Source organism: Vibrio hannami (assembly GCF_029589055.1).
Lineage (GTDB): Bacteria > Pseudomonadota > Gammaproteobacteria > Enterobacterales > Vibrionaceae > Vibrio > Vibrio hannami.
Genome location: NZ_JARQZP010000007.1, coordinates 1,218,929 through 1,240,242, shown reverse-complemented (window position 1 = coordinate 1,240,242; position 21,314 = coordinate 1,218,929). Strand labels below are relative to the sequence as shown.

Annotated in this window: 19 protein-coding genes and 2 pseudogenes; 15 read left to right on the top strand and 6 right to left on the bottom strand. The window is 42.9% G+C overall.

Annotated elements, in window-relative coordinates; translation table 11 throughout:
- Positions 1–59 precede the first annotated feature (59 nt).
- The 12 genes and pseudogenes from fcl to P7F88_RS20065 all read left to right on the top strand — a co-directional run bounded on the left by fcl (position 60) and on the right by P7F88_RS20065 (position 11,877).
- The gene (gene fcl, locus P7F88_RS20120; protein WP_277827677.1) at positions 60–1,052 is read left to right on the top strand and encodes a GDP-L-fucose synthase; all 993 of its coding nucleotides are present in this window, start codon (positions 60–62) and stop codon (positions 1,050–1,052) included.
- A 738-nt stretch (positions 1,053–1,790) separates the two neighbouring features.
- The gene (locus P7F88_RS20115; RefSeq protein WP_277827675.1) at positions 1,791–2,243 is read left to right on the top strand and encodes a GDP-mannose mannosyl hydrolase; all 453 of its coding nucleotides are present in this window, start codon (positions 1,791–1,793) and stop codon (positions 2,241–2,243) included.
- A gap of 51 nt (positions 2,244–2,294) precedes the next feature.
- Positions 2,295–3,732, top strand: a pseudogene (locus tag P7F88_RS20110) (mannose-1-phosphate guanylyltransferase/mannose-6-phosphate isomerase).
- 191 nt (positions 3,733–3,923) lie between these two features.
- Positions 3,924–5,305 (top strand): annotated as a pseudogene (locus P7F88_RS20105) (phosphohexomutase domain-containing protein).
- Between the two features lie 5 nt (positions 5,306–5,310).
- Entirely contained in the window at positions 5,311–6,018 is a 708-nt protein-coding gene (locus P7F88_RS20100; RefSeq protein WP_277827673.1) for a hypothetical protein, read from the top strand.
- A gap of 66 nt (positions 6,019–6,084) precedes the next feature.
- Positions 6,085–6,453 carry a VanZ family protein gene (locus P7F88_RS20095; protein WP_277827671.1) on the top strand — a complete coding sequence of 123 codons (369 nt, stop codon included), beginning with the start codon at positions 6,085–6,087 and terminating at the stop codon, positions 6,451–6,453.
- A gap of 132 nt (positions 6,454–6,585) precedes the next feature.
- Complete coding sequence (locus tag P7F88_RS20090; RefSeq protein WP_277827669.1) at positions 6,586–7,500, top strand: hypothetical protein; 915 nt, start codon at positions 6,586–6,588, stop codon at positions 7,498–7,500.
- A 135-nt stretch (positions 7,501–7,635) separates the two neighbouring features.
- Positions 7,636–9,015: an O-antigen ligase family protein gene (locus P7F88_RS20085; protein WP_277827667.1), complete on the top strand. Its 1,380-nt coding sequence runs from the start codon at positions 7,636–7,638 to the stop codon at positions 9,013–9,015.
- Between the two features lie 181 nt (positions 9,016–9,196).
- The gene (locus tag P7F88_RS20080; RefSeq protein ID WP_277827665.1) at positions 9,197–10,132 is read left to right on the top strand and encodes a porin; all 936 of its coding nucleotides are present in this window, start codon (positions 9,197–9,199) and stop codon (positions 10,130–10,132) included.
- A gap of 151 nt (positions 10,133–10,283) precedes the next feature.
- Positions 10,284–10,934 (top strand): DUF2057 family protein, encoded by a 651-nt coding sequence (locus P7F88_RS20075; RefSeq protein ID WP_277827663.1) that lies wholly within the window; start codon positions 10,284–10,286, stop codon positions 10,932–10,934.
- Between the two features lie 19 nt (positions 10,935–10,953).
- Entirely contained in the window at positions 10,954–11,397 is a 444-nt protein-coding gene (locus tag P7F88_RS20070) for a low molecular weight protein-tyrosine-phosphatase (protein ID WP_277827661.1), read from the top strand.
- An 18-nt stretch (positions 11,398–11,415) separates the two neighbouring features.
- A complete protein-coding gene (locus P7F88_RS20065; protein ID WP_277827659.1) occupies positions 11,416–11,877 on the top strand; it encodes a low molecular weight protein-tyrosine-phosphatase in 462 nt (153 codons plus the stop codon).
- 37 nt (positions 11,878–11,914) lie between these two features.
- On the opposite strand, the gene P7F88_RS20060 is transcribed toward P7F88_RS20065, so the two are convergent.
- Entirely contained in the window at positions 11,915–13,081 is a 1,167-nt protein-coding gene (locus P7F88_RS20060; RefSeq protein WP_277827657.1) for a nucleotide sugar dehydrogenase, read from the bottom strand.
- Positions 13,082–13,251: 170 nt separating this feature from the next.
- Between P7F88_RS20060 and P7F88_RS20055 the strand changes: the two genes are divergently transcribed.
- Positions 13,252–13,689, top strand: a complete 438-nt coding sequence (locus tag P7F88_RS20055; RefSeq protein ID WP_277827655.1) for a hypothetical protein — start codon at positions 13,252–13,254, stop codon at positions 13,687–13,689.
- 75 nt (positions 13,690–13,764) lie between these two features.
- Here P7F88_RS20055 and P7F88_RS20050 read toward each other — a convergent pair whose 3' ends face one another.
- Entirely contained in the window at positions 13,765–14,295 is a 531-nt protein-coding gene (locus tag P7F88_RS20050; protein ID WP_277827653.1) for an REP-associated tyrosine transposase, read from the bottom strand.
- Between the two features lie 429 nt (positions 14,296–14,724).
- Positions 14,725–15,237, bottom strand: a complete 513-nt coding sequence (locus tag P7F88_RS20045; RefSeq protein WP_277827651.1) for a glycine cleavage system transcriptional repressor — start codon at positions 15,235–15,237, stop codon at positions 14,725–14,727.
- 280 nt (positions 15,238–15,517) lie between these two features.
- Here P7F88_RS20045 and P7F88_RS20040 point away from each other — a divergent pair, with 280 nt between their 5' ends.
- The gene (locus P7F88_RS20040) at positions 15,518–16,750 is read left to right on the top strand and encodes a CinA family nicotinamide mononucleotide deamidase-related protein (protein ID WP_277827649.1); all 1,233 of its coding nucleotides are present in this window, start codon (positions 15,518–15,520) and stop codon (positions 16,748–16,750) included.
- A 278-nt stretch (positions 16,751–17,028) separates the two neighbouring features.
- Positions 17,029–17,334, top strand: coding sequence for a hypothetical protein (locus P7F88_RS20035; RefSeq protein ID WP_277827647.1), 306 nt, complete (start codon positions 17,029–17,031; stop codon positions 17,332–17,334).
- A gap of 56 nt (positions 17,335–17,390) precedes the next feature.
- Here the strand turns inward: P7F88_RS20035 and P7F88_RS20030 are convergent, their stop codons facing one another.
- From P7F88_RS20030 to nrdA, 3 genes are all read right to left on the bottom strand, one after another.
- A complete protein-coding gene (locus P7F88_RS20030; RefSeq protein ID WP_277827646.1) occupies positions 17,391–17,669 on the bottom strand; it encodes a 2Fe-2S iron-sulfur cluster-binding protein in 279 nt (92 codons plus the stop codon).
- Positions 17,670–17,743: 74 nt separating this feature from the next.
- On the bottom strand, positions 17,744–18,877 hold the full coding sequence (gene nrdB / locus P7F88_RS20025; RefSeq protein WP_277827644.1) for a class Ia ribonucleoside-diphosphate reductase subunit beta: 1,134 nt from the start codon (positions 18,875–18,877) through the stop codon (positions 17,744–17,746).
- Between the two features lie 120 nt (positions 18,878–18,997).
- Positions 18,998–21,274 carry a class 1a ribonucleoside-diphosphate reductase subunit alpha gene (gene nrdA, locus P7F88_RS20020; protein WP_277827642.1) on the bottom strand — a complete coding sequence of 759 codons (2,277 nt, stop codon included), beginning with the start codon at positions 21,272–21,274 and terminating at the stop codon, positions 18,998–19,000.
- Positions 21,275–21,314 lie beyond the last annotated feature (40 nt).

Sequence of the window (21,314 nt, the reverse complement as noted above, 5' to 3'; positions counted from 1 at the left end):
GCTGGGTTACAGGTTACAGGTTACAGGTTACAGGTTATAGCGGTTTGTAGCTGAGCCTGTTGAACTGTGCAGAACGGGTTTTAAGAATGGAAAAGAAAAGAGTATTTGTTGCTGGTCATAAAGGTATGGTTGGCTCTGCGATTTGTCGTCAGCTGCAAAAATTTGATGATGTTGAAATTGTAACGCGTGATTTTTCGGAATTGGATCTAACCAATCAGGCGGCGGTAAAGGCGTTTTTTGAACAAGAGCAAATTGAACAGGTTTATCTGGCTGCAGCTAAGGTGGGCGGTATTGTCGCTAACAACACTTACCCAGCAGAGTTTATTTACCAAAACCTGATGATTCAGAACAATGTGATTCATAGTGCGCACAAAGCGGGTGTTCAGGACCTGCTGTTTTTGGGTTCTTCTTGTATCTACCCTAAGTTAGCAGAGCAACCAATGCGAGAAGACGCTCTGCTAACAGGTACACTGGAAGAAACAAACGAGCCATACGCGATTGCTAAGATTGCTGGCATTAAGATGTGTGAATCTTATAACAGGCAGTATGGACGTAACTATCGTTCAGTAATGCCGACCAACCTGTACGGTGAGAATGACAATTTTCATCCGCAGAACTCCCATGTAATTCCTGCACTGATTCGTCGTTTTCATGAAGCAAAATTGGCGGGTGATGCTGAAGTGGTTGCATGGGGTACTGGTAAGCCTATGCGTGAGTTTTTGTATGTTGATGATATGGCAGCGGCCAGTGTTCATGTAATGAACCTTGATACGGAAACGTATCAGGCAAATACCGAACAGATGCTTAGCCATATTAATGTTGGTACTGGTATTGATTGCACTATTCGAGAGCTGGTTGAAACTGTTGCTAAGGTTGTGGGTTTTGAAGGTGAGATCGTTTTCGATACCTCTAAGCCAGATGGAACACCACGTAAGCTAATGGACGTTTCAAGACTTGAGAGTCTAGGCTGGAAGGCGAGTATTACGTTGGAAGATGGTCTGGCGCTGACTTACGAGTGGTTCCTGGCGAATCAGGATAACTACCGGAAATAATATACGTTCTCTTAACCATTGATATGCATTCCCACGGTGACCGTGGGAACGAGATGTTGGAGGAATCTGGAGTCAGACTGCAATTGCGCTCGTTACTATGTTCTGTGTGGTAATGAATACTGTGCTTAGAGGAACTGCTGTATGTTCTTGGTTCGAGTATGCATTCCCACGGGGACCGTGGGAACGAGGTGTTGGAGGAATCTGGAGTCAGACTGCAACTGCGCTCGTTACTATGTTCTGTGTGGTAATGAATACTGTGCTTAGAGGAACTGCTGTATGTTCTTGGTTCGAGTATGCATTCCCACGGGGACCGTGGGAACGAGGTGTTGGAGGAATCTGGAGTCAGACTGCAACTGTGCTCGTTACCATGCTCTGCTTGGTAATGAATACAGTACTTAGAGTAACTGCTGTATGTTCTTGGTTCGAGTATGCATTCCCACGGGGACCGTGGGAACGAGATGTTGGAAGAATCTGGAGTCAGACTGCAACTACGCTCGTTACCATGGTCTGTGTGGTAATGAATACAGTACTTGATGGTTTCGGTGGAGCTTTTTAGGTTTGGTATGCATTCCCACGGGGGACCGAGGGAACGAGGTGTTGGAGGAATCTGGAGTCAGACTGCAACTACGCTCGTTACCATGCTCTGTGTGGTAATGAATACTGTGCTTAGAGGAACTGTTGTATGTTCTTTGGTTCGAGTATGCATTCCCACGGGGACCGTGGGAACGAGGTTATGCGATGTTTTTGGAAAAAGAAACCTTCTCTACGGTTATTAAATCCACTCCCTTGGTGTCTATCGATCTGGTTGTTGTTAACGAGAACGAAGAAGCTTTGCTGGGCTTGAGGTTAAACCGTCCGGCTCAGGGGTATTGGTTTGTGCCTGGTGGTCGAATTCAAAAAAATGAAAAGCTGGAAGATGCTTTTAAAAGGCTAACCAAAGAAGAGCTGGGTAAAGAATATAGTATGGAACAAGCTTGCTTACTTGGGCCTTATACTCATCTTTACGACGATTACGTATTTGGTGAGGAGTTTGGTACTCACTACGTTGCGATTGCTTATGTGCTAGAAGTCAAAACAGACGAGCTAAAACTACCACTTGGAGATCAGCACAATAGCTACAGATGGGTGAATAAAGCAGCACTTCTGCAGGATAACTCGGTGCACCTCCATACCAAGTGGTATTTTCAATAAATACGATAATATATACTAAGCCAATATAAGATTTTATTTCGAGGATTAATAATGATCTTACCTGTAATTATGGCAGGGGGCTCAGGTAGCAGGCTTTGGCCTTTGTCCCGAACGCATCACCCAAAACAGTTTCTATCGCTGGCAAGTGAAAATACTATGCTGCAGGAAACGGTTTTCAGGTTAAAGAATGTGGAGCACAATCCACCGTTGATTATCTGTAACGATAGTCATCGCTTTATCGTCGCAGAACAATTCAGAGCCTCAAAAATTCAGCATAGCGGCATTATTCTAGAGCCAGTCGGCAGAAATACCGCACCGGCAGTAGCGATAGCAGCGTTAAACGCGATTCAGGATGGTGAAGACCCATTACTTTTGGTATTGGCGGCTGATCATGTCATAAAAGATGTTGCAGCCTTTACTGAGTCTGTAACTAAAGCGCAAGAGTTAGCAGCAAAAGGTAATTTGGTTACTTTTGGCATTGTGCCAAACTTTGCTGAAACAGGTTATGGGTATATTAAACGCGGAGGTTCAGTTTCAGAACAAAGTTTTTCTGTGGACGCGTTTGTAGAAAAACCAGATCAACAAACTGCCCAATCTTATCTGGATAGTGGCGACTATTACTGGAACAGCGGCATGTTTATGTTTAAGGCGTCGGTGTTTCTCGCCGAGCTTGAAAAGTTCCGCCCGGATATTCTTGCTGCTTGTAAAGATGCCTTCGTCGAGAAGTATCCAGATCTCGACTTTATCAGGTTAAAAGAAGACATATTCGCTAAGTGTCCAGATGAATCTATCGACTATGCGGTTATGGAGCAGACAGACAAAGCCGTTGTTGTTCCGATGGATGCAAACTGGAGTGATGTAGGTTCCTGGAAAGCGATTTGGGAAGTAAACGATAAAGACCAAAACGGCAATACTACCCGTGGCGATGTTCTAACTGATGATACCAAAGACAGCTATATCTATTCTCAGAACAAGCTTGTTACCACTGTTGGTGTCGACAACCTAGTGGTTGTTGAAACCAAAGATGCCATTCTGGTAGGCTGACAAAAGCAAAGTTCAGAATGTGAAAAACATCGTTAATGAGCTTAAGAAAGCAGATAGAACCGAACATCTTGAACATAGGGAAATCTTCCGGCCATGGGGATCGCATGACGCTATCGCCAGTGGCGACAGGTTTCATGTAAAACAGGTTAAGATCAAGCCAGGTGGAAAAACTGCACTCCAATTACATTATCACCGTGCCGAGCATTGGATAGTAGTAGCCGGTACCGCCAAGGTAATACGTGGCGATGAAGAATTTATGCTAACGGAAAATGAGTCGACATATATTCCTCTTGGCGTTCCCCACGCTATTGAAAACCCTGGCAAATTAACGCTTGAATTAATTGAGGTTCGCTCGGGTAGTTACCTTTCTGAGGATGATATTGTGCGTATTGAGCGCGATGGGTATGTTGACTCAGAAACTAAGCTGTTGGGTGGAGATAGTTAGCTCTGTGGTTATGCTTAGCTTCGGTATGCATTCCCACGCGGAGCGGGGGAACGAGAGATGGTAAAAGTTAGGAACTGTTGAAAAACAGATCCCGGACAATTGCTTAGGCAATTTCTGGGATGACGACGGTTAGGTGTTTTCCGAACTTACGACGGTTAGTTAACATTCGGGATGACGATGAGACATCATAAATGAAAAAAATAACTTGTTTCAAAGCTTACGATATACGTGGGAAATTGGGCGAACAATTGAATGAAGATGTCGCCTATCGTATTGGGCGCGCTTATGCCGAGCATTTTAAGCCACGTAAAATCGCTGTTGGGGGCGATGTTCGTTTGTCATCAGAGTCGTTAAAGTCGGCTCTGGCTTCGGGTTTAATGGATTCCGGGGTAGATGTTATTGACCTTGGAATGACAGGCACAGAAGAGATCTACTATGCGGCATTCTGCCTGGATGTTGATGGTGGTATTGAAGTGACCGCTAGCCATAACCCGATTGACTATAACGGCATGAAGCCTGTAGGCAAGGGCGCTCAGCCGATAGGAAGTAAAACCGGACTTGATGATATTAAGCAACTCGCAGAGAAGGGCGTGTTTAGTTCTTGTGAAAAAAAGGGCGGTTAATAAAACACGACAACAAAAACGCTTATATCGATCACTTGCTTAGTTACATAAAACCGAACAGGATAAAACCTCTAAAATTAGTGGTTAACTCCGGTAATGGTGCAGCAGGTCCGGTTGTCGATGCGCTAGAAAAGAAATTTGCAGAGTTAAACATTCCTATAGAGTTTATTAAAGTTCATCACCAGCCAGACGGTAACTTTCCAAATGGTATCCCTAACCCGATATTGCCCGAAAATAGAGCGGTGACCTCCGAAGCGGTAATTAAGTACGGTGCGGATATGGGCATTGCCTGGGATGGTGACTTCGATCGTTGTTTCTTCTTCGATGGGAAAGGGCAGTTTATCGAAGGTTATTATGTTGTTGGTTTGCTGGCTGAAGCATTTCTTCAACAAAAGTCTGATCAGAAGATTATTTACGATCCTCGTGCATACTGGAATACAGAAAGAATTATTTCAAGGAACGGTGGCATACCAGTAATGAGCCGATCCGGTCATGCGCGTATCAAGCAAAAGATGCGAGATGAGGATGCCGTTTATGGCGGAGAAATGAGTGCCCATCACTATTTCAGAGATTTTGCTTATTGTGATTCAGGCATGATTCCCTGGTTGCTTGCTGCCGAGTTAGTATCGGTTAAAAGAGCAAAACTATCAGAGCTGGTTAATGCGATGATTTCTGCCTATCCAACATCCGGTGAAATAAACTTTAAGATTGAACAGCCAGCTGAGGCGATTAACAGGGTTAAAGAGCACTATCAAAACGACGCCACTCAGATAGAGAATATCGATGGTCTTGGTATGGCGTTTGAAACCTATGATATGGCCTGGCGTTTTAATTTACGTTCTTCTAATACCGAACCTGTTGTACGTTTAAATATAGAGGCAGAGGGTGATAAGAAGTTAGTTGATGCCAAGGTAAAAGAACTCACTCAGTTACTATTAGGAACACAGTGATAATAATGAAGCGTTCTCTATCTACTATTTCGTTATTAGCGATTTGTATAGTTAGCCTTGGGGTAATATTTGCGGCTGTTCATGTGGGCATGGGCTCGCTCTACCAGATCGGATTGGATAACTCAGTAAAGCAGTACGATCAACAATACACCGGGTTAGTTGAACTATCTGAAGAGCAAAAAGTTGAACAAACTAAATCGTTAGCTAATATCAATTTCTTAGTGGAGAAGATGCTGCACTGGAATAGCTACTCGCCGGAAGCACTCTCTCTTGCTGCGTACACAAGGTGGTTAAACAGTTATTCAGAAGAGAATAGCGATTCTTACGAAGAGTTTTTGAGCGAAGCAGTAGTCTTGAATTCTAAGGCAATAGTTTCCAGACCAATTTACCCGGATATCTATGCCCAGCAAGTTTATGCTAAAAACGCTTTGGTTAGCCCTAAAGAAGATGTGTTTGCTCCCTTATATCTGGCCGAGCGTTTTGGGCCGTATGAAAAAGCCACTGCCAGAGCAGGAATTGATTTCTATTTTGGTTTTTGGGAGCAAATATCCACACAGGATAAGGTTAAAGCTAGCCGATATATCTTAACCCCGCAAAAATATGGACTATCTATTCGGCAGCGCGACGAGATATTCAGAAACGCACCATACAAACAAAGAGTATGTAACTTGCTAGCATTTAGTAATAAAAAATCTCGTGTGTGTAGCAATTAAAAACAAGTTTGAGAATTGAGGATTACTTTGGTTTATACACGCACTCGCTTCCCGCTGTTTTTGCTTATGTTAGCAATTGGCGGTGGAGCTTCATTAGCAAAAAGCTCTGGATTATTTTTGCCGCAAATCGGGTTTGCGGAGGTTTATGTTGGTGGACACCAATATTTGCATCTAATTGTTGCTTTAACTCTGAGTTTTGTTGCGGTTTGGAGCACTTTACCAGAGGAAAGGAAGTTTATCTTTGGCTCATTTGGCTGGCCGACAATAGCGCTGTTGTTATTAGTTGCCGTCGATGAATTGCTTCAATATTTTTTACCAAGCAGACATTTTTCGTTGATTGATTTATCAATAAATATTCTAAGTGTTTTATCTGGTGTCTTTATTTACAAAATACTCAGTCTTATATCAGAGAAAATGGGAATATTTAAAAATTAATTGCTTGTTTTGAACATAAATCAAATATTAGAATTCAGAACAAATATGTAAAAAGCCTCTGGCTAAGTTTTGAAAGTAGAGAATAAGTATCCACTAATACAGTGATCTATGACTTTAGGAAAAGGAATATACATGAACGTAAAAAAATTATCTCTAAGCATTGCTACTGCCTTAGCGATACTTTCAGCGCCAGCGTATGCGATCACTGAAAGTGAGCAGTTGGAGATCAATGAAGCAATTTTGGCTGCACAAGTGGAAGGAATTAGCGCGGAAGCTATGGTTGCTAACCTAATTTCTCAATACCCAGCGTTAGCAGCAGAAGTTGCGGCTTCAGTAATTGCATCTGCACCGGAAGCAGCAGCAGCGGTAACAGCGGCGGCAGTTGAGGCAGCGCCAGAAGCAGCAGCAGCGGTAACAGCGGCGGCAGTTGAGGCAGCGCCAGAAGCAGCAGCAGCGGTAACAGCGGCGGCAGTTGAGGCAGCGCCAGAAGCAGCAGCTGAAGTAACAGCGGCAGCGGTAGAGGCAGCGCCAGAAGCAGCAGCAGCGGTAACAGCGGCGGCAGTTGAGGCAGCGCCAGAAGCAGCAGCTGAAGTAACAGCGGCGGCAGTTGAGGCAGCGCCAGAAGCAGCAGCAGCGGTAACAGCGGCGGCAGTTGAGGCAGCGCCAGAAGCGGCGGCAGCAGTAACAGCGGCAGCGGTAGAGGCAGCGCCAGAAGCGGCGGCAGCAGTAACAGCGGCAGCGGTAGAGGCAGCGCCAGAAGCGGCAGCTGAAGTAACAGCAGCTGTAGCGGTAGCAACGGAAGTTGCAGCTGCAGTAGCAGAAGATCCAACAATTGCTGCAGTAGAAGCTGCGATTGAGGCGGGAGTCGACCCAACGATAGTTGGTGAAGCGACTGCTGCTGGTATTGCTGCAACACCAGCGACACCAGCGACACCAGCAACTCCAGCGATACCTGCGACCGAAACCACTGACGCAGTTGCAGCGACCCCTGCGACCCCAGCCACGCCAGCCACCCCGGTGCGTGATGATGGAGTATCACCTAGCTAATTCGTATTGAGTATAACTATTGTAAAAAGTCCAAATTGATATTTGGACTTTTTTTCTGTTTCTCATTCTTTCATTCCGGCTTTTCTTTATATGTGTTGCTGCTTTACGGAGCCGTAGTCGTTTCTAAGGATTTTGATGACTCGAATAGAACGTATTTGCTTTTTCAGCCTGCTCACTCTTATTGTTTGGTTACCTTTGCCTCTTGCAAGTCATCGTGCCTGGGCATGGTCTATTTTTGAAGTATGGGTATCACTTCAAACACTATCGTTAATTCTGACTTATAAAAACAGTTTTCCATGGCATCGAATTAGAAGGTTTGCCTGGTTACTTATTCCACTTTGCTTATTCCAGCTTTGGGTAGTTATACAAATAGTGCCATTGCCACACAGTATTGTTGAGCTAGTGTCTCCTGTAGCCTACAACGTCTACGAATCTTTAGGCTTGGATAACATGACATTATCACTGGATCGATATGCTTCGTTTTCAGGCTTGCTAAAAGGTATCGCTTATACGCTCTTTGCATTTAATGCTGTACTCTTGATAAATAGCGTAGACAGGGTAAAAAAAGTCTTATTGTTTGTGGTGATTAGTGGGACATTCCAGGCATTTTATGGCGCGTTAACTATCTTAACCGGTACAACTGAAAGTTGGATATTTGGTATTCAACAAGGAGCACGCGCTACTGGTACATTTGTGTATCATAATCATCTGGCGAACTATTTAGTTATGACTCTTTCATTGGGTACAGGCCTAATTGTATCTCAGCTTCACCAAAGTGAGTCAGGTTCCTGGCATGTACGTTTTAAGCGCTGGACAGAGGCCATTTTATCTCCAAAGATGCTGGTTCGATTGTGTCTGGTAGTAATGGTTATTGCGCTTGTTATGACTCGTTCAAGGATGGGGAATACGGCCTTCTTTTCAGTAACGATTATTGGTGGTTTGGTTGCTTTATTATTTTATAAAAACCGCCCCAGAGCTCTTACGGTTCTTATTATATCGCTACTGATGATTGATACCTTTATTGTGGGCACCGTTTTCGGTTTAGGAAAAGTTAAAGAACGTTTAGAACATACCTCTATGACCTCTGAAACGCGTGACCAGGTAGTATTTTGGAGTATGGACATAATTAAAGATTATCCGGTTTCGGGCACTGGGTTAGGTAGCTTTTATTCAACGTTTCCAAGTTACACCCAGTACAATATCGGATACTACGATTTTGCTCACAATGAATATATTCAATTTGCTGTTGAAGCGGGTATACCAGCAACATTAATATTAGGTGTTCCTGTATTACTGGCGTTGTGGTTTAGTTTTAAAGCAATGCGTAAAAGAAATAGCAAAACTTTAAAAGGTGCCGCGTTGGGCTGTTTTATGGCAATTATTGGTATGCTCATACATATCAGTGTTGACTTTAATCTTCAACCACCAGCGAATGCCGTCACTTTTATTTTAGTGCTAGTTCTTTCGGGATGTTCGATTAGTTTAAAACCAATAGCTAAGAATAATGTCTCATAACTGAGATAGTGTGGTTTGAGTAATTATTCTTTGTTGAAATTTCACAGCAATACTAGATGATAGATACATCAAAAATATATAAGTATAAATTCAAGTAATTATCTAATTATAAAGTAGAACTTTAGAATTGACTTAAGTAAGTTTAACGGACAATTCCAGCGTCAAAATTGGAGAAGGAATAATGAAGAAGTCTTTATTATCATTAGCAGTGGTAACTATGTTTGCGAGTTCAGCAAACGCAGCAGAAGTATATGCACTAGATGGTGTAACAGTTGATGTTTCGGGTGACGTAGAAATCAACTACTTTAAATCTCAAGACAAAGCATTAGATCCAGAGCTTCAGGTTGCTGAAGGTAATTTTGGATTTAACCTGAACTACGAAATGACGGAAGATTTTTCTGTTGGTGGTGTCGTAGATTTCGACGCAAATAATGAGACGGACGATGTGACTCGTGGTGATGTTTATCTGTCTCTGAATTTCACGAATGTACATACGGTTACGTTTGGTGTACAACCAACTATCCTCGATGATGCGGGCATTGGGGATGACTTTGAGTTCGGCTTTACGTCATACGTCGATAACCTTGATAGCAGTGGTGATCAGGTTATTAAGTATAAATACGACGGTGGCGAAGTGTTTTATGCAGGTATCGCATTTTCTGATCATAAAAATGAGGACAACTTTACGCCTGGTGATTATGAGTTAGACGGAAATATTGGTGCTCGTTTAGATGAGGTTGAGCTCACTCTTTATCTAGTTAATGCAGAGATAAATGGAGAAGATGAACGAGCTTATGTATTAGAAGGCCGTTATGTATTAGGAGATATAAACTTCGCAGCGACATACGCAACGTCAAAAGCTGAGAACACTGGCGAGCCGGATACTGATATCGATATGTTTGGATTAACAGCATCATATTCGAGAGGAGATCGTTTTACCTACGCAGCGGGCTGGGCGAATATAGATAACAGCGATAACTCAGACAGAATTAATGACCTTTATGTGAACGTTGCCTTCGATTTGTCCGATCAAGTGCAAGCTTACGCAGAGCTCGGCTTCACCGACGAAGACAATACAGATACTGGTTATGTTGTTGGTATGAGTGCTTCTTTCTAATTTGGACCTTTTTATCTAACCATAACATAGGTTTTGACGCTTTAATTTACCCACCTTCTCATAAAATATGGGAAGGTGGGTTTGGTGTATTTATAAGGAGCAATAGATTTTGAATACTAACCGCTATTTTAATAATTGTTTAGCATCGCTTATGTTGCTTTTGTCTTTCTCCGTTACTTCAGCTGAGCTTAGCGTACCAAGAACGGTTGATGTGCTGGCGATAAACGGTGTACAGGTCAAGGAAAAGGAGCACTACACTCTAAATGCTGGTGAGAACCAACTTGTTATTCGCTATGCTCAGGTACTTAAAAAGGGTTCACTTAAAAAACAGTTTGAGTCGAAACCTTATGTTGTATCTGTTTCAGTAATTAACCAGTCAAGCGATTATCGTATTACGCACAAACGATTCCTTAATTATTCTGCTGCTGAAGCTGCCTTTAAAAATGATAAGGCGGGTTGGGTACTAGAAACGGACAATGGTTCTATAATGTTAGAGACGGTTGAACTACCGGGTAATCCAGGTTTTATGCCATATCAGGACATAGAAAAGGCGGTTGCTAATTATAACCAACAAGCAGGAATAGAGATTTCTGATCCAGTTGGAGACGTTCAAAAAGTAGTGGAAGTTAAGAAAGATGTAGTTAAGCCAACACCTGCAGTTGTTGAGTCTAGTGCCTCTGTATCTTCTGTTGCCGTTGGTTCGAATTCGGCTGAGTTTGTTAAAGATATTCAATCCTGGTATTTAAATGCATCCGATGAGGAACGAAAGTCACTTCTTAAGTGGATGATCGAACAACAGTAAGGTTCATACTGAAACGCAAATGTTTAATAGTATTCTAGTGATATGTACAGGCAATATATGCCGTTCTCCTTATGCTGAAAAAAAGCTTAAGCAACTGCTGCCTGGCAAGATGATTACATCAGCGGGAGTAGCGACCACTAAAAGTAAACTGGATAATGCACCAGCTGACGCGGAAGCGATAGCAGTAGCTAATGAGTTTGACATTGATATCAGTCAGCATAGAGCAAAGCAGGTAACTCAGAGCCTTATTGATGAATATGATTTGATACTTGCTATGGAGAGAAATCAACTGGATCTTCTATGTGAAGACTTTCCAACAGCGCGTCATAAAGGTTTTCTATTTGGTCATTGGGTAGGAATGAGTGTAATTGAAGATCCTTACCAAAAAGGGCAACATGCGTTCAGACAAGCCTATACTAATATCGATAATGCTGCTCTTGCATGGGCTAGAAAAATTGGTTGATATTAGGATTGTTGGCCGTTGAAAAGTGTTTTGGTTCTCTGTACAGGAAATATATGCCGTTCGCCTTATGGTGAATACAAGCTTCGATCGCTTTGTCCCGAGTTGAAGGTAAGCTCTGCTGGTATTGCTACAAGGTTAAGCAAATTACAAGGAAGGCCGGCTGATAGAGTAGGGCTAAAGGTAGCAGCGGAATTTTTTGGTATCGACATGAGCGAGCATAAGGCCAATCAGGTTACGCAAAGACTTATCGACGATCACGATATTATTCTTGCTATGGAAAAGCATCATCTGGATGAACTGAGGGAAATATTTCCTGGTTTAGAAAGTAAGTGTTACTTATATGGAAGTGTTGTTGGTGTGGAAAATATTGCAGATCCGTATATGCAGGGGGCGCATGCGTTTCGTTCAATATTTACATTGATAGATAGGGCTTCAGAAGTCTGGGTTGAAAAGTTTAGATCCCTGCCTTCGCAGGGATGACAATAATTTCATAGCATGACGATATGGAGGTCTGTGATTAGTCAGAGCCAAATAGGTCACGGGTGTAGACTTTATCCGCTACATCTTGAATTTCTTCAACCATACGGTTAGATACAATCACATCAGATTCTTTCTTGAAGGCATCTAGATCTTTAATTACACGTGAGTTAAAGAATCGGTCTTCTTCTAGCACCGGCTCATAAACAACGACTTTAATCCCTTTGGCTTTAATGCGCTTCATTATTCCCTGAATGGAAGAAGCGCGGAAATTATCCGAGCCGGCTTTCATAATCAAACGATAAATACCAACGACCTTTGGCTTTTTAGCGATGATGCTGTCAGCGATAAAGTCCTTCCTTGTATGGTTAGCGTCTACAATCGCTCGGATGATATTGTTTGGTACTTGAGCATAGTTCGCTAATAACTGCTTGGTGTCTTTAGGTAGGCAGTAACCACCGTAGCCAAATGATGGGTTGTTATAGTGATTACCGATCCTCGGATCTAGGCCAACGCCTTCAATTATTTGTCGGGCATCAAGTCCTAGTGATTCAGCATAAGAATCAAGCTCATTAAAATAAGCAACACGCATAGCTAAATAGGTATTCGAGAACAGTTTTACCGCTTCAGCTTCTGTGGAGTTAGTAAATAGAACTTCGATATCTTCTTTTAACGCTCCTTCCTGCAATAAGCTGGCAAAACGTTTTGCCCGTTCTGTCTGCTCACCGACGATGATTCTGGAAGGGTATAAGTTGTCGTACAGTGCTTTACCCTCTCTCAAAAACTCAGGCGAGAAGATTATATTTTCACTTTCTAATTCGTTTCGAATGCTTTCGGTATAACCAACAGGCACTGTTGACTTAATTATAATTAGTGCATCTTTGTTTATACTAATAACGTCTTTAATTACCGCTTCTACAGATGCAGTATTAAAGTAGTTAGTATCAGGGTCGTAGTCAGTAGGGGTAGCAACAATAACGAAGTCTGCGCCATCATAGGCTTTTTGTTTATCTAGTGTTGCGGTTAAATCTAGAGATTTGGTGGAAAGGTATTCTTCTATCTCTTTATCAGCTATTGGCGATATACGATCATTTAGCTTGTTTACTTTATCTTCTGAAATATCAAGTGCGAATACTGTGTGATTTTGAGCGAGTAAAACCGCATTAGATAAACCCACATATCCAGTCCCTGCTACAGCAATCTTCATTTTAAATCCCTAACAACTGAATTATTTATATTAAATTATGGTTTAGCCTGATAAATTAGCATAGCTACGCTTTATGACAAATTGATATATATAACGTACTTTCATATTTCTGTATTATTTTTGAGAATTTAAATAATTAATAATATTCAAGGATTTGAATAGAGGTAAACGTGACCGATGAAACCATTCAGGTGCAAACTATTCCATCGGATCTAAGAAGAGATCCCACTGTTATGCGCTTGCTGGAGCGCATGCCAGAGTCCGTGCAAGAAAGTTTTAATGATGAGCAGTTGATGCACCTTCGCAACGCAGTCGGAGCCCGTAACTGGGGAAATCATAGTGTCGACAGTCGAGGCGTTCTAACCTTCCCAATGCTTAAGTGGCGTTATTACTATGTGTTTCTGATAGGCCGAAACCGCCGTGAGCTAAGCGCTCAAGAAAAAAGGATGGCAATGTTACTAGGTGCTCTGTTTATGACGGGAATGACCGTATTTGCCGTGCTTTCGGGTTTGCTGGTTCTTTATCTCATCAAATCGGCTATGGGCATCGATCTGTTCCCTAACTTCTCATTAGGTATCTGGGGCTGGTTTAAGACGAATGTGTTGTGAGTGGTGAACTTTGTACTAGTTCCTCACGGTCCCCGTGGGAATTCATATCGGAGTTACTTGTATCAGCGGAAACAACTACCATACTTTGTGAACCTCTATGAGACCTGGCATTCCTTCATAATCACGAGCACTTGAATATCGCCAGTGACTAGCTTTATCAACATAACCTCTTTTCACAGGATTTTGATGAATATACTCAGTTTTCTGACGCATCATATCTTCTCCCGAAATTAACTCAGGATGGGCACCTTCCTGCCAAAACTGATAGGCACGATCATGTTTATGTGCTTTCTTGTAAAACATCAGTTGATCAAGAATTGTTCTTACATTGTGCTCTGTTAAGTACACAATTAGCTGTCTGGCGGTATAGGATTTAAATCTAGCTATATCTCTACTAAGTTGTTCACTCTGAACAATTAAATGCATATGATTTTCTAGGATTACGTAAGCATATACCTTCAAGCCATCTTTCATTAGAAAGGCGAGTGATTCTAGTAGTATGTCTACGGTTTGAGGGCGAGTAAAAACAGGAATCCAGTGTAGAACTGTCAGGGTCACAAAGTGAGGAGCATTTTGTTGGGTAATTTTATATCGACTTCTTCCCATGTTTTTCCTTTGCGCTTGATTCACTTGTTTTGGATTATGAGCTAAACAAGAAGTGAAGTGGGGAGAGAATATGGACTATGCGTCGCATATCTAGTTCAGGTATGCATTACCACGCGGAGCGAGGTAACGAGGAGTTCTGCTCTGGTTCAAGTTTTTCCATTCCGACCGTACAGGACTTAGGCCTAGTTCCTAACGGTCCCCCGTGGGAATTCATACGGAGTTGCTCGTATCATTGGAAGTAATCAAGCCATCGATGGTATCTGGGAAAGGAAGCGGCTATATCGGGTGTTTTTCGGGGAGGTGTGCATTCCAACGCGGAGCATTGGAACGAGGAATGTGTCACTTCAGAGCATTGGAACAGGGATAAACAGAAGAAAAGGGCCACACGGCGTGCGACCCCTTCGATTGCTACTGAGTACTCTTACTTTTTTAACTGCTAAGAACGACCCTTGTATCTTCACTTAATGATTCAAGCTCTTTTGTGACATCTTCAATAGCAACGTCTGCTGGTAACCTTATCGCCATATCGGCTGTAAACAGGCTGTTACTGATGCCACCACCGCCAGCGATAAATACTCTATGGCAATCCATATCAAGAATATGTATATCCTGGCCATCTAGCACATGAGTGATTTCGTTGACTATACCGGCTCGGTCATTCGAATCGAGGCGAATTTGGAATATCTCTTCCTTGTCATGAGCAACACTGTCTGAATCAACAAACTGAACGAGCAATTCAGGAATGCTTCTAAACGCCTGTTTTACCGCCTCTTCGTTTTCTTCCGGGAGCTCGATTTTAATTACCGCTGCGACCTGGTTTTCTATGAAGTTGACTTTACTGATTAACCATTTGCCATCATTTTCATGTGTGGTTGCTGCCAACTGCTTGATTGTTGAAGGTGATGCCTTGCCTACAAAGTTAACAATAAAAGTACTGTTCATAATAACCCTCCCTAATTGGGTAAGCACTCAGTAATCAGAAATAACACCTATTCTTAGTGTAGAAGCTAAATAATTGAAAAGTATGACAGTTGTCAATTTTTACAGATCACGTGGTTATTTGATGGTGAAGAATGCTATCTGGTACGCAAAATTTTCGGGATAAGGATTTTCTTTACCTTATTTTTTAGACCGGTGTTTTTTAGAACAATGAATACTCGACAATTGTTCGTGGAGTCAGTAGTTTAACGGTATGCAACCTTGGGATTGATAAGGTAAGTAAATGAATAAAATAGCAATGTTGAGTACGGGTGAAGAGGTTCTTCACGGAGATATCACCGACACAAATGCAAGTTGGCTGTCCAGGCGATTTTTTGAAGAAGGGTTCGCGCTTTCAAAGCGCTCTACGGTTGGCGATGCAAAATCGGCTCTGGTTAATGAATTTATTAATTTGAGCCTTAATTTTGATATCGTGATCGTCAATGGAGGGCTAGGGCCAACATCCGATGATCTCACCGCTGAAGCAGCGGCCGAGGCGGCCGAGGATGAGTTGGTTTTGTTCAAGCCATGGTTAGAAAGACTGGAAGCTATGTTCCAGAAATCTGGCAGGGTAATGCCAGAAAGTAATATCAAGCAAGCGGTGCTGCCTTCGTCTTCTTCTATTGTCGACAACCCGATAGGAACGGCATGCGGCTTTAAAACACAGATTAATAACGCGACCTTTTACTTCACTCCGGGTGTACCTCGGGAGTTCAAGTATATGGTGGATACTCAGTTATTACCTGATATCAAACAGCAGCTTCAAACGGTTATGCCTCTGGAAGTAAGCCGAATGTATACCTTCGGCCTTTCTGAGTCCGGGATATCTGACTTGCTGGACAAAATTGCTCTGCCCGAAGGTTTCGAGTTTGGTTATCGTTCTTCATTGCCATTTATCGAAGTAAAGCTATTTGGCCCGATGGACGATGAAAAACGTCTTCAGATTTTAAAACTTGTTTACGGGCATTTAGGGGAAAACGTTGTAAGTGTTGATGAGCCCTTACTGGATAACATTGCCGCTTCACTTATGGATAGCGGGCAACTGGTTTCTATTTCCGAAATAGCCACCGCTGGTTATCTGACTAGCTGGATGACGGAGAATGAGCAGTTATCTAATAGCGTTAAACAATCCTGGATACTGAACTCCAATACAGCTCTCAATAACGTTGAGCAGGAAGCTCTAGCGTCTGCTTTAGCATTGGCAGCTTCGATCAAAGAGAAAACAGCAAGCCATATCGGGCTTTCGACAGGAAAATTCGATGAGGACCATGTAGCGATAGCCATGTCTACTTCAGAAGGGGAGTGGGGGCAGGTTGTTAAACTGAAGCGAAAATACGAACGACAAGATGTAAGAAAGGTGATTGCGACAATTGCGTTGGATATGCTTCGTCGTAAGCTAGAAAGCAAACCAGTTTTTGGAAATTACACTTTTATTGAACGCGAAAAAGAGTTGTTTATTCCTACTAGTGCACTCTAAATTACACATGGTTATAAGCGTAATACCTCCATCTTTAGAGGGCTGAAGGGGAGGTTTGCCATAGGCTATAAACTCTTCCACCACTGGTTTTATAACGATATTTTCGGTTGTTTTGCAATCACATATAACATAACGATCTATTGGTTAATGTTATGTTAATTAATGAGTTTTTTTGTTATTGCGATAAATCACACGATCTGGCTCTAGCGTTTATAAATAAAAGGAATAAACTGGATTAGAGCCTGTTGGATAAGCAGGTAGACCATGGAGGTGTCGTTATGCAGTGTTATTCAAAAATCGAAGTGTGGTACAAAGTATCCGGCGATCGCATTCTTCTTGGCGAGACAAGCAGCAACAAAAGAACCGACGTTATTTCGCTATGGGTAAGCCTACCATTTGATACTACTTCTTCTCAAAATGAAGGGTATGAGCTGACTTTAGTCGACGATGACGGAAAGCAGATTGGAGCTAAGAAAGTAACTCCTGAAAATGCGGAGATTGTGCTGGGAAAGCGCCAAAAGCTGGAGCTGACTCAAATGGTGAACGAGTTCGCATGTCTTAACAGCTACGCTTTAACTACCTAAGCCTTGAGAACCTAGGGGCCTTGATAAACCAGGCATAAATAACTTAGCCCGGAAAGTTATGCCGATTTAGCCTTTACTTGATAATTCACTCTTGCCAATACAACATTGGATTTCGCCCTGCTAATGCAGGGCAATATTTCTTCTGGCTGGGTGTAAGCCATTTTAAAACCCATTTCTTCAATTTCTCCCGACACGAGTTCACAGCGGCATGCACCACAGTGACCGTCACGACAATGGAACTCTGGTTGTAAACCAGCCGATTCCATCGCCTCCAGAAGCGTCTTATCAGAAGACGCCAGTATCGTAGAAATATTGTTGATTTGGATTTTTTTCAAAATAGCTTTTAACCCGTAACCCGTAACCCGTAACCCGTAACCCGTAACCCGTAACCCGTAACCCGTAACCCGTATTACAACTCAAACCCGTCAAATTCATCGGCATCGATTTCGTTATCGATTTGACCTACAAGATATGAACTTATCTCTGCCTCTTGCGGTGCCACCTGAACGTTATCTGAAGATAGCCATGCGTTAATCCACGGGATTGGGTTAGAAGTCGCTTCAGGATAAGCAGCATCAAGACCAACGGCCTGCATACGGATATTGGTAATGTACTCAACGTATTGGCACAAAATATCTTTGTTCAGGCCAATCATTGAGCCGTCTTTAAACAGGTATTCAGCCCATTCTTTTTCCTGCTCTGCTGCTTCTTTAAACAGATCAAAACATTCCTGCTTACACTCTTCAGCGATTTGCATAAAGCTGAAGTCATCTTGACCGTTTCGAAGCAGGTTCAGCATGTGCTGAGTACCGGTAAGGTGTAGTGCTTCGTCACGAGCGATTAGTTTGATGATCTTTGCGTTACCTTCCATTAGTTCACGCTCTGCAAAAGCAAACGAACAAGCAAAACTTACGTAGAAACGAATCGCTTCCAGCGCGTTCACTGACATCAGACAAAGGTAGAGCTTCTTCTTAAGGTCAGATAGCTTAATATCAACGGTTTCACCAGCAATATTGTGTGTACCTTCCCCCAGGCGATGGTAATCATTGGTTAACTGAATGAGGTCGTCATAGTAGTGAGCGATATCTTTAGCTCGCTTTAGGATATGTTCGTTCTCAACGATATCATCAAACACAACACCTGGCTCATTCACAATATTACGAATGATGTGCGTGTAAGAGCGTGAATGGATGGTCTCTGAGAATGACCAGGTTTCAATCCAGGTTTCCACCTCTGGCAGAGAAACAAGCGGCAGCAGAGCAACGTTCGGACTTCGTCCCTGAATGGAATCCAGAAGTGTCTGGTATTTTAGGTTACTAATGAAGATGTGTTTTTCATGATCCGGCAAGTTGTTGTAGTCAATTCGATCGCTTGATACATCGACTTCTTCCGGACGCCAGAAGAAACTTAGCTGCTTCTCAATAAGCTTTTCAAAAATTTCAAATTTCTGCTGATCGTAACGCGCAACGTTAACTGGCTGACCAAAAAACATTGGTTCTTTTAGCTGGTCGTTTTTTGTCTGTGTGAAAGTACTGTATGCCATTTTTTATACCTTAATTCTCTCTTGTCCCTGACGTAGCGTTACGCTTTTAGTCTGGTATGCATTCCCACGGTGACCGTGGGAACGAGATTATCCTGTAACCTGTAACCTGTAACCCGTTACCTAGATCTTACAAGCGCCGCCGCCGCAATCGTCGTCTTTTGATTCAACGGTTTGTTCGTCGCTCGCACCGTCACGGGTGTTGTGATAGTAAAGTGTCTTCACACCAAACTTATAAGCGGTTAGTAGATCTTTAAGCAGCACTTTCATTGGAACTTTGCCCGTTTCGTATACCGCAGGGTCGTAGTTTGTATTGGCAGAAATCGCCTGGTCGACAAATTTTTGCATAATACCCACTAGATGCAGATAACCATCGTTACCCTCAATATTCCAAAGTAACTCGTAGTTGTCTTTAAGGTTGGTAAAGTCAGGCACAACCTGCTTCAGAATACCGTCTTTCGATGCTTTCACCGATACATAACCACGCGGTGGCTCAATTCCGTTCGTCGCATTCGATATCTGAGAAGATGTCTCAGAAGGCATTAGTGCAGTTAGTGTTGAGTTTCTCAGGCCGTGAGTCTGAATCTCTTTACGAAGTGCATCCCAGTCGTAATGAAGCGGTTCATCACAAATAAGATCGACATCTTTCTTATATGTGTCGATTGGCAGAATACCTTCGGCATAACGAGTTTCATTAAATGAAGGACAAGCGCCTTGCTCTTTCGCCAGTTCCATAGAGGCTTTTAGCAAGTAGTATTGCATCGCTTCAAATGTGTTATGAGTGAGGCCATTTGCACTGCCATCTGAGTATTTCACGCCGTTTTTAGCAAGGTAATAAGCGTAGTTGATCACGCCAACACCAAGTGTACGGCGGTTCATCGAAGATTTCTTCGCCGCTGGAAGAGGGTAGTCCTGATAATCAAGCAGCGCATCAAGGGCACGTACAACCAGCTCAGAAAGCTCTTCAAAGTCATCTAGTGACTTGATAGCACCTAAGTTAAATGCTGACAGAGTACACAACGCAATCTCGCCCTGGTCGTCTTCTACGTTACTTAGCGGCGATGTAGGTAGAGCAATTTCCAGACAAAGGTTCGACTGGCGAATTGGCGCTACGCTAGGATCAAATGGACTGTGAGTATTACAGTGGTCAACGTTCTGTACATAGATACGACCGGTTGAAGCGCGCTCTTGCATCAGTAGCGAGAACAATTCAACAGCTTTTACTGTTTCGCGTTTGATAGAAGCGTCCGCTTCGTACTGAGTGTATAACCTTTCGAATTTTTCCTGGTCTTCAAAGAACGCGTCATATAGCCCCGGTACATCTGAAGGTGAGAACAGGCTAATGTTTCCGCCACTGATCAAACGAGCGTACATGGTTTTGTTGATCTGAACGCCGTAATCCATATGGCGAACACGGTTCTCTTCAACACCACGGTTGTTCTTAAGAATCATTAAGTTCTGAACTTCGCCGTGCCACATTGGGTAGAACACCGTTGCAGCGCCGCCACGAACGCCGCCCTGAGAACAACATTTAACGGCTGTCTGGAAGTATTTGTAGAAAGGAATACATCCGGTATGGAATGCTTCACCGCCACGGATCTCTGAACCAAGAGCTCGAATGCGACCTGCGTTGATGCCAATGCCTGCACGTTGGGAAACGTAACGAACAATAGAGCTTGCCGTTGCGTTGATTGAGTCCAGGCTGTCGTCACACTCAATCAGTACACAAGAACTGAACTGACGGGTTGGGGTACGAACACCAGACATAATTGGTGTCGGTAGTGAAATCTTAAACGTAGAAACCGCATCATAGAATCGGCGAATGTAATCAAGGCGTGTTTCTGATGGGTACTTAGCAAACAAACACGCTGCCACCATCATATAAAGGAACTGAGCGCTCTCGTAGATCTCTTTCGTTACACGGTTCTGAACGAAGTACTTACCTTCCAGCTGCTTAACCGCAGCGTAAGAAAAGTCCAGGTCACGATCATGGTTGATAAACTCATCCATCATATCCAACTCTTCTTTGCTGTAGTCTTCCAGAAGATGCTTGTCGTACTTTCCGGTTTCGACCATTTTCGACACATGGTCGAAAAGCGCTGGTGGCTCATACTGGCCGTATGCTTTTTTGCGCAGGTGGAAAATAGAAAGGCGAGCAGCCAGATACTGGTAATCCGGGTTTTCTTCAGAAATCAGATCCGCTGCTGACTTGATGATGGTTTCGTGGATATCCGACGTTTTCATTCCTTCATAAAACTGGATATGAGATTTAATCTCTACCTGAGAAACAGAAACGTTGTCCAGCCCTTCGGCTGCCCATGTGATAACACGGTGGATCTTTTCAAGATCAATAGGTTCGTTGCGTCCATCACGCTTGGTAACGGTGAGTTGTCCGTACATTCTTATTGGTTTCCCTTAAAAGACTGACTAAAGCCACATT